Source organism: Gammaproteobacteria bacterium (assembly GCA_027296625.1).
Lineage (GTDB): Bacteria > Pseudomonadota > Gammaproteobacteria > JAKEHO01 > JAKEHO01 > JAKEHO01.
Window position 1 is genome coordinate 1 of record JAPUIX010000157.1, and the last position, 4,372, is coordinate 4,372.

The 4,372-nt window shown below is 53.1% G+C and carries 4 protein-coding genes; 1 reads left to right on the top strand and 3 read right to left on the bottom strand.

The genetic code is table 11. The features are described from left to right. A partial coding sequence (locus O6944_09315) for a hypothetical protein (GenBank protein MCZ6719333.1) occupies nt 1–476 on the bottom strand: 476 nt, incomplete at its 3' end. 37 nt (nt 477–513) lie between these two features. After that, nucleotides 514–1,695 carry an LLM class flavin-dependent oxidoreductase gene (locus O6944_09320; GenBank protein MCZ6719334.1) on the bottom strand — a complete coding sequence of 394 codons (1,182 nt, stop codon included), beginning with the start codon at nt 1,693–1,695 and terminating at the stop codon, nt 514–516. Between the two features lie 355 nt (nt 1,696–2,050). Here O6944_09320 and O6944_09325 point away from each other — a divergent pair, with 355 nt between their 5' ends. After that, the gene (locus O6944_09325; protein ID MCZ6719335.1) at nt 2,051–2,230 is read left to right on the top strand and encodes a hypothetical protein; all 180 of its coding nucleotides are present in this window, start codon (nt 2,051–2,053) and stop codon (nt 2,228–2,230) included. Between the two features lie 474 nt (nt 2,231–2,704). Here the strand turns inward: O6944_09325 and O6944_09330 are convergent, their stop codons facing one another. Further along, entirely contained in the window at nt 2,705–3,964 is a 1,260-nt protein-coding gene (locus O6944_09330) for a transposase (GenBank protein ID MCZ6719336.1), read from the bottom strand. Between the last annotated feature and the right edge of the window lie 408 nt (nt 3,965–4,372).

Consider the following 4,372-nt stretch of genomic DNA (forward strand, 5'->3'; position numbering starts at 1 on the left):
GGCGCTGGTGCCGCCGATATCGTTGATGATCGCCTTGACCTGACGCTCGTGGGCCGGATTGCGATAGGCGTGTCAACCGCGCCATCGGCGCTGATCCGTTCGCTGATGGGCAGGACGCGATCCTTGGGAATCAACGGATCGGGGCGTTTGGAATGGAGGTCGTAGGGATCCGGCATCTTCAGCCGCGCGACCTCGAGGACGTCGACGAAATGTTCGGTGGTGAACAGGCAGAGCTTAATGCCCTGACGCTGGATGACCGTGTTGACGCCGACCGTGGCGCCGTGGGTGAAATAGTGGATACTTGCCGGGTTGATACCAAAGCGTTCCTGGAGTTGGCGCATGCCCTCCAGCACCTCGGCACCGGGCGCATCGGGACGCGACAGTACCTTGAGGGTGTATAGCTCCTGCGTCGTCCCATTCAAGGCGCAAAAATCGGTGAACGTGCCCCCGATATCTACCCCGACTCGATAGCCCATTCGATTATCCCCTAATGCGGAATGCGACCATACCGCACTAATCCACCATTGCTGCGGCGGTGCGACCTTGAAACGCCGGCATGACTTCCGTGGCAAAGCGCTCCATTTGTTCCAGGATGACGGACTGCGGCGTCCCCACTGACAGCGTGGTGATGATGCGTTTAAGACCAGGATAACGTTTTTCAATCGCCTTCAGATCTGTGATAATTTGCTCCGCCGTGCCGCACAGGACGCCACCTGCATCAATGGCGTTTTCAATCGTTGGCAGGCCAGCTGTTGGTGCTTTCTTGGGGTCCGCCATGTCTTCAATTTGCTGATCCGTGATTGCCCGAACGAGACGTAAGGGGGCAAATATCTTCAGGTTCTCTTGGTAGAATTTGCCCGCTTCTTTGATGCCCTGCTCGCGGGAACTCGAAATGTAGAATTGATAGCCAAAGGCGAGATCCTCGCCCAGCTCAAGCTGCCGGCCGAAGCGAGCTTGCGTCTCTTGCCAGGCCTCGACAACACTATGCACGGCACCGCCTTCGGCCGATCCCCCTCCGATCACACCCTTAATATGGTGTTTCGCCATAAAATCCAAGGCGCGCTGCGAAGCACTCTGAATCGGTTGCCAACACTCAACGTCGTGCAACGGCCGAGGCACCACGCTGAGCTCCTTTAGCTGATAGCCCCGGTAGGGAACCTGTGCCGGGATGGTGTAATGCTGGCCGTGGTGTGAGAACGTTTCCTCTCGCATGGCTTTGAGGATAAGCTCGACTTGCTCTTCAAAAAGCGCCCGGTTGGCTGGCTGATCGAGCAGGGGTGAACCAAAGGTCTCGACTTCCCGCGTGTGATAGCCGCGCCCAACGCCAAAGATGACGCGTCCGCCAGTGAGAATATCTACCGTGGCAAAATCCTCGGCCAGCCGCAAGGGATGCCACATTGGCGTGACGTTAAAGCCGCAGCCGAAACGCAGCTTCTCCGTCAGGTGAGCCAGATGCAAAGCCAGCATGATCACATTCGGAATGCACTCATACCCTTCGGGTTGGAAGTGATGTTCGGCCATCCAAAACGTATTAAATCCCAGACGGTCCATCGCTTTGGCAATGGCCTCTGCCTTGGGAAAAACGGTGGCCAGCTGCTCGTTGCCAAACCAACGGTCGTTGACCGGCGTTCCCTCGTAACCGACGTTCTCCATGTCGATATGTCCGGCGTACGAGCTATCAAATGTGGTGAGCATGCCAATTCTCCTATCAATCCAAAGTGTCCCGGTGAGCTGTTTGTAATACAACTAGAGTACTTTTTCGCAGCCGCCGACGCAAGAACGAAGGGTCATTTTAATTGCTCCCTCGATGCGGTTTCCATGGCACAACATGCGGCTATTGTGCGGCGGAAATACCAGTGGACGAGCGTAAAAATGTGCTTTATAGTACCGCTTCGTACACCATTCATTGCATCGCTACACACCTGGCATGACGACCGGAGACGGATGGACGCCATCATGATTTCATCGCGTTGCTGGGGTCCTCACGCCGGGATGCCAGGCAGAGGTGAGACGAGGGGCGGTCAAGGGACTTGTACAGGGGAGAATGATCATGCCGGAAGTGAAATTTTATCGCAACAAAATGACGGGGGCTAAGTCACAGCCGCATCGGATTGGTTACACGGACGACGGACGCGGTATCTATATGGCGCTGGAGGGTTGGGAGCCGCTGGATGAGGACGAAACGCCTATTGAAGTAGAAGCGGATGATGAGGGCAGGTGGATTATTTAATGTCCCATGGCTCATTGCGACTTACGAAGTTGAGCGGTACGGCGCAGGTTGAAGGTGTAGGTCATGCCACCGTCTGTTGGTTCGGGCGCCTGAAGCCATACATGGCTATTCCTCCATGCACTCGGATATTGTATCGCCCATTATGGCGGAGACAGATTAAAATAATACCGTTTTATAGTCAAGCAGTAGCCCATCCAATCTGTGATGAGCCACCACACCGGTTGACCGTCTCTTGCATCTATCCTGACGCAATGGCATCATCGGGAGAGAATGTGACACGACATGCGGAAGGTAAACGTCAATAGGATAACCCAGTGGGCGGCTGTCTGGCTGAGCCTTGCTCGACGCTCAGCCGCCTGAGCTTCGGAAATTTGGTGCGTACTGAAGGCACGAATGAGAACCTGATTACTTAAATGTTGCTCGAAAACAGTTCCAGATTCCTTGAGAGCCGCACAAAATCAGGCTGCCAAGGGATCAAGCAGCCGCTAGAGCCTGTCGCAGCTCAACTTTGTAGCGTTCGACCCCACCAATTTGAGTCAACTTCTGAAGCACACGACGTTTCTCTTTGTCTTCGAGGAGTTGCTGGATCTGACGCTGCTTTGCACCGAGACTCGTCGTGTCAGGAGCCACCCCGGGTGGTGACATATGGAGCAAGATGTAGGCACAATACACCCAGTGGACATGGGACTTAACCGAATCAAACGAGGTCGTCGCCACATCCTCAAAACCCAGGTGTTGCTTGACATTTTTATGAAAAATCTCCACCGCCCAGCGAAGACGATACCCCAGCACGATCTGGCGTGCCGTTACTCTGACATCACTACAGGCTAAGTACTTGCGGCGACCATCCGGTCGTCTTTTGAATTCCGAACACACCAATTGCACTTGACCCACATAGCGCAGGTAGCCCAGGGTGTGTCGAATGCGAAATTCCATTCGCTTGCGTTTTGCACCATTCGTCATGAAACGAACGGTTTGCCACTTCAGCCTGCGATGATTTCGAAAGAACGTGGCAATATGACACCACTGTCGTGACTTGGGCGTCGTCAGATAGAGCGCTTCCGATTTCACACTGCGTGTTTTACCTAACGCAATAATGAAGTTCCAATGTTTCTTGATAATCGCGTTCTCAATCTTTTTATTATCATAGCCACTATCGGCTAACACAATGACATCACCAGGATCACAGGAACCAATGTAGTCTTCCAGATGTAAGTTGGTGAGGTAAGCTACGACCAAATCATGCTCGCTCTGATAGTCAAGACCATGCTCTCGGCAATACGGCTTGCTATAAAATGGAATGGGAGGAAGCGGAATCAGAATATCATTGATGACCAAGATCACATTGGTCCATTGATGCCCGATGACATATCCCTTGCCATGATTGAATTTCTTGGCGTTCTCCGGATGTAAACTGGCGCGATGTTGAATCGTACTATCAACGAGAATGGCGATCTTCCAGGGGAGGCCTGTCAAGTGGTGAAGACACTTTGCAAATTGCCTGGCTTGCTTCTTAGAGAGATCGTCTAAGGTATAGGCTGCCACGTTACAATGATCTCTCAACAACTTACAGAACGCAGATTTGCTGAGCCCCGAAAAGCGGGCGGCTTGTGTGAAGGAATGTTTGAGGGTCGCGACCATCAGAAAGAGCAGATAATTGACGCATACCTGTTCAAGACGGGTACGGACTGAGATGCGACGTGCGATCCACGTCTTTAAGGTCTGTGCCTGCATGGCGCCTCCCCCCTTTGTAGCCGCTGACATGTATCTGGGAGCCGTGACTATACAGCCAAGCGGATGAGGTGTCGAGTCGCCTTTGACAAAGACGTCAGATGTGCTATACGGGGGATAGCCTCCCTGTGATCCAAAACCGCTGGGGGTCCGCACGGATCAACGACGCGAGATCAATGCGTGGATGCGCAACAGGGAGGTGAGGTACTTTCTTCGTCAGTAGGTTCCGGTTCTAGAACCTTTGTTCCCTCATAACCTTTTATCTTTTAACCTCTTGAGGATTTCACTAAGATTTTCGAGCAACATTTAAGTATAACATCCACGCCATCCTTGGCCAGTATCACTCGGCCCTTGAGCACACGTTTCTGTGGGTGGTCGAGGCCGACGACCCGCATGGCATCCAGGACTTTT

Bases quoted from the DNA above. Each gene is read 5' to 3' on its own strand.
- O6944_09330 (MCZ6719336.1), bottom strand. From the start codon at position 3,964: ATGCAGGCACAGACCTTAAAGACGTGGATCGCACGTCGCATCTCAGTC.
- O6944_09320 (MCZ6719334.1), bottom strand. From the start codon at position 1,695: ATGCTCACCACATTTGATAGCTCGTACGCCGGACATATCGACATGGAG.
- O6944_09325 (MCZ6719335.1), top strand. From the start codon at position 2,051: ATGCCGGAAGTGAAATTTTATCGCAACAAAATGACGGGGGCTAAGTCA.